This is a genomic window from Microvirga aerilata, assembly GCF_016743775.1.
GTDB classification, from domain to species: domain Bacteria; phylum Pseudomonadota; class Alphaproteobacteria; order Rhizobiales; family Beijerinckiaceae; genus Microvirga; species Microvirga aerilata.
The window spans coordinates 1-3684 of sequence record NZ_JAEQMY010000199.1 but is presented as its reverse complement, the minus strand read 5'-3'; the positions used below and the strand labels follow the sequence as shown (position 1 = coordinate 3684).

Below are 3684 nucleotides of genomic sequence, written 5' to 3'. Positions count from 1 at the left end.
TGATTGTCCCCTTTCACGATCTCGGCCAAGATCGCGCCTGTAAGTGCTGGACGGCTTTCCACCAGCCACCTGGCATCTGCATTGTCAACGTGGACAGTTGAAACCGTGAACCGGCCAGGTAGGTAACCAGCCAAGAACCTTCGCAACCTCCTTCATCTGCAAAGGTGAGGATCAAGCAGCCATCTTCCTTTGAGAAGCGGTAACTTGGAACAGGTAAAAGCCATTGAACCGCACCCCTACAGATGCAGCCTTGTCGTCAAAGCCTGGTGGGCCAATGTCTGACGCCGGAAGAGGTTGTTGGAAGACCCACTGTTCCGGGTGGAGGAAGGCCGGAACGGGGCGGTGCTCTGGCACAGCGCAGAGGAGTGCTGTCCGATGCTTGTTCCTGAACAAGTTTATAGGTGCAATCGCGTGCACACGAGCTGGCTGAAGCCAGGTGCTGAACCGACGGCATGATGGTGCCTCCCTGGGCCGGCGCTCTTGTAAGTTGTTGGTGCGCCGTATGTCCGGCAAGCCCTACACCACACAGGTGAGATTTTGTATCACCCGTAAGGGGTATTCAGGACAGGTGGGCTCCCAATGAAGCGTAGCCTCATCCCTGTAGTCGTAAGCCCGAGCAGGGTGTGGTGAAGCAAGCTATGACCGGGCAGCCCTGGTGTAGGCCTTCAAGAACTCCGCCGTGAGCGCCCGCTGGCTCTCATCTGTCAAGGGTCTAGGATTGGCTCTGTTCCACGCTCGCTGCTCCCGTTGTACGAACCGTTTGCGCTTGCTCCTGATGTCCTGAGGCAGATGCGCGGCCAAAGGCTCAAAGTTGCGACGTAGCTGAGCCTCTGTTCTCTTGTGGTAGGGAAGGGCAGCCTCCACCGCAACGGCTGCGGCGATGTCGTCCGGGGTTGGATCAGGATGGCGAGCTTGTGCATCCGCTTCAATCTGGAGCAACGCTCTTTGCTGGGCGGCAGAGTGCTCTTTCAGTTCGGGGGAATGCTCGAGCAGATACGCCTCGCGAGCCGCATCCCACTCTTCTTGCCTGCCCCTTGCCAGAGGCGTCCGCTTGCCTGGATGGATCAGCATCGATGAGGGTCCTCAGATCTTGCTGTGCGCGTCTGCATCCCGGATCTCAGCATCGCCGAGCCACCGCCGGGCCTCCTCCAAGCTGCCAAACGCATGCTCCATCTCCGTGAAGGGAGCAGGCCTCTCCCCGACAGGCAGGTCCACGAGAAGCTCCGCCGTCCAGGTTGCGTTGTCAGTGTCGCCACTGCGCACCAGACTGGCGATGATGACCCCGTTAAGCAGCACGTCATAGCTGCCAGGTGCGAGCCGAGAGAGCTTGTAAGTCATGTCTATGCTGTTCTTTCCGAGCCTGTACAGTTTACGATCAGCTGCTATAGCACCACCAGGCTGAGTTGCGTATCAGGCCTTCCAAAGCGGCACGGCTGATGAAGAGGCTTTTAGCAAGAGCCCTCGTTCGGCTGCGGTACTCAATGAGTGACAGCCAGGGTGTCTGGATGCTGCTCGGCTGGAGTGAACCTCAAGCCAAGGCTCATGATCAGGGCAGGGAGGCAGATAATCGTCCGCGTGGTTGTTCCAGTAATGGTTCGTTTACCATTCGGGCGCAGCCTGACCTTGTGCCTCTTGGCACGGTCGTTCTCCCTGAAACGGTCGCATCAGCGACCTACCTAAGAGCGCCAGCCGAATGGGCGCTCTTCTTTTGAGATGGTAGAAGGCCTTCTTATGCATCGTCGAGCTCAGTCGATGAATGGGTGAGCCTGACCTTCCTGCCCAGCCACCCACACAGGAGAGTGGAATGGACCTGCAGACTGTAAGCAAGGCGATTACCGTCCACAGCTCGAACATTGACCTGGGAAACGCATTTCGTGAGCTTGCCGAGCGGAGCATCCTTCGCACAACCATCAAGTACTTCGGGCGGCTCACCACGGCATCGGTAAACGTGAGTCGTGACGGCACGTTGTTCCACTGCGCCGTCGAGATCCAGTTGGCCGAGCTTAGGATGGTGAGCGCCGAGGGCCAGCACGAGGACTGCCAGGTTGCGTTCAACGAGGCGCTGGGAGAGGCCGAAAGCCAGCTTCGAAGAGCCAAGCGCGAGCTGCGTGAGAGCACGGCGAGCCGGACTGGTAAAGCTATGCCCCCTTGGGATGCTTCAAGCTCACTGTCGATGATGTGACCAGAGGCGTGCAGCCAATCAGGGTTTGGGCGGAGAAACTCAGATGCATATCGTCTCTTTCGTCACCCAGAAGGGCGGGACCGGCAAGAGTAGCCTTGCTGTCTCACTGGCCGTAGCTGCGGCGGAGTGCGGCTTGAAAGTGGCTGTTCTCGACGTTGACCCACAGGGGACAGCTGGAGAATGGTACAAGCGGCGCAGCGCGGAACTACCAGAGGTCCACTCGCCCTCCTGGACCTACCTTTCTTCCCACCTCTACACTCTTAGCCGGCAGGGTTACGACCTTGCCATCATCGATACGCCTGGGGCGGACGGTCATGCAGCGTCAGCAGCGATGAGAGAAGCGCACTTCTGCTTGCTGCCGGTCCGGCCCAGCGTCGCCGATATTGAGGCTAGCAAGCCTACTGTTCGGTACCTGAATGAGCGCAACAAGCCCTTTGCGTTCGTTCTCAATCAGTGTCCCACCGGCGGCCGAACGAGCCGGACCACCAATGCACGCATGGCACTGCAACTGCTCGGGGGCTTATGTGACCCGTCGCTGGCGTATCGGTCCGACCATGTCGACGCTCTTGCATCAGGTTTAGGCGTAACTGAGTTCAATTCCTTGGGAAAGGCTGCCGAAGAGGTGCGTGCAGTTCTGCATTGACTCACCGCACGGCTGCGCAGGCTGGATGCCATTGACGTAGCCGATGATGAGGGCACGGCAGTCCCTCTAAGAGCAATCTCATGAACCTTGCCCGCTAGGGCATGACAACGGTCAAATACGGCGCTGTGGGTTTCTCGTTTGCTCCGACCGGGCCGGGAACCTGGTTCTGCACGGGCTTCAGGCTCTTGAGATAGCTGGCGAGAGCCCGGGCATCTCCGTCCGTGAGCTTGCCGTAGGAGTGATACGGCATGATCGGCACGAGCTGACGCCCATCCGGCCTGACACCGGTTCGCACAGCCTTGATGATGTCGGCCTCGCTCCACTTGCCCAGCCCGGTCTCGGGATCGGGCGTGAGGTTGGGCGGGTAGAAGATCCCGAGCCCCGGGATCTGAAATCCAACCTCTGATCCGCCTAAGTAGCGCTGCATGTCGGGCTTGCCAAGGAAGGTTCCAGGTGTGTGGCAGCCCGTGCAGTCCATGATGGTCGCGAGGTACTCGCCGCGTTGAGTTTGCGTCTGTGCGAATGCCGGTGAGCCTGACATGAGGAGGCTGCCGGCTGCCAGAGCGGTCCAGATGATTGGTCTCATGGCGCTTCTCTGTCCAAGGTTGGCCCCAGCCAAGATGGCAGAGGTCAAGCTGGAGTGAAGTGCGCATAAGGCGTAGAGTGACCCTGGAAGCGACAATAGACTTCTTGCCAAAACCCTAAGTATGCGAAATTATTTAGCCGGCTAAGTCCTTAGAGCCTCGGAACAGGGTCAGCGCAGTGAAAGCGTCCCCGTGCCGCCGGCGTTAACTCCTCGTTGAGCATACTTCCCTCACATTGGCTGAGGTCCTCCAGGAGGTGGTGAGATGCGGGTGTT

General features: G+C 59.0%; 5 protein-coding genes. 2 read left to right on the top strand and 3 right to left on the bottom strand.

Features of this window, described 5'->3' with window-relative positions; translation table 11 throughout:
• Nucleotides 1-636: 636 nt before the first annotated feature.
• Both JKG68_RS31360 and JKG68_RS31355 read right to left on the bottom strand, forming a co-directional pair.
• Nucleotides 637-1071: a hypothetical protein gene (locus JKG68_RS31360; protein ID WP_202066252.1), complete on the bottom strand. Its 435-nt coding sequence runs from the start codon at nucleotides 1069-1071 to the stop codon at nucleotides 637-639.
• A 12-nt stretch (nucleotides 1072-1083) separates the two neighbouring features.
• Nucleotides 1084-1338: a hypothetical protein gene (locus JKG68_RS31355; protein ID WP_202066250.1), complete on the bottom strand. Its 255-nt coding sequence runs from the start codon at nucleotides 1336-1338 to the stop codon at nucleotides 1084-1086.
• A 466-nt stretch (nucleotides 1339-1804) separates the two neighbouring features.
• On the opposite strand from JKG68_RS31355, the gene JKG68_RS31350 reads away from it, so the two are divergent.
• Together JKG68_RS31350 and JKG68_RS31345 are read left to right on the top strand one after the other, a co-directional pair.
• Entirely contained in the window at nucleotides 1805-2182 is a 378-nt protein-coding gene (locus JKG68_RS31350; protein ID WP_202066248.1) for an HPF/RaiA family ribosome-associated protein, read from the top strand.
• Between the two features lie 43 nt (nucleotides 2183-2225).
• Entirely contained in the window at nucleotides 2226-2825 is a 600-nt protein-coding gene (locus JKG68_RS31345; protein WP_202066245.1) for a nucleotide-binding protein, read from the top strand.
• 94 nt (nucleotides 2826-2919) lie between these two features.
• Here the strand turns inward: JKG68_RS31345 and JKG68_RS31340 are convergent, their stop codons facing one another.
• Entirely contained in the window at nucleotides 2920-3411 is a 492-nt protein-coding gene (locus tag JKG68_RS31340) for a c-type cytochrome (protein ID WP_202066243.1), read from the bottom strand.
• Between the last annotated feature and the right edge of the window lie 273 nt (nucleotides 3412-3684).

Bases quoted from the DNA above. Each gene is read 5' to 3' on its own strand.
- JKG68_RS31360 (WP_202066252.1), bottom strand. From the start codon at position 1,071: ATGCTGATCCATCCAGGCAAGCGGACGCCTCTGGCAAGGGGCAGGCAA.
- JKG68_RS31340 (WP_202066243.1), bottom strand. From the start codon at position 3,411: ATGAGACCAATCATCTGGACCGCTCTGGCAGCCGGCAGCCTCCTCATG.
- JKG68_RS31350 (WP_202066248.1), top strand. From the start codon at position 1,805: ATGGACCTGCAGACTGTAAGCAAGGCGATTACCGTCCACAGCTCGAAC.
- JKG68_RS31345 (WP_202066245.1), top strand. From the start codon at position 2,226: ATGCATATCGTCTCTTTCGTCACCCAGAAGGGCGGGACCGGCAAGAGT.
- JKG68_RS31355 (WP_202066250.1), bottom strand. From the start codon at position 1,338: ATGACTTACAAGCTCTCTCGGCTCGCACCTGGCAGCTATGACGTGCTG.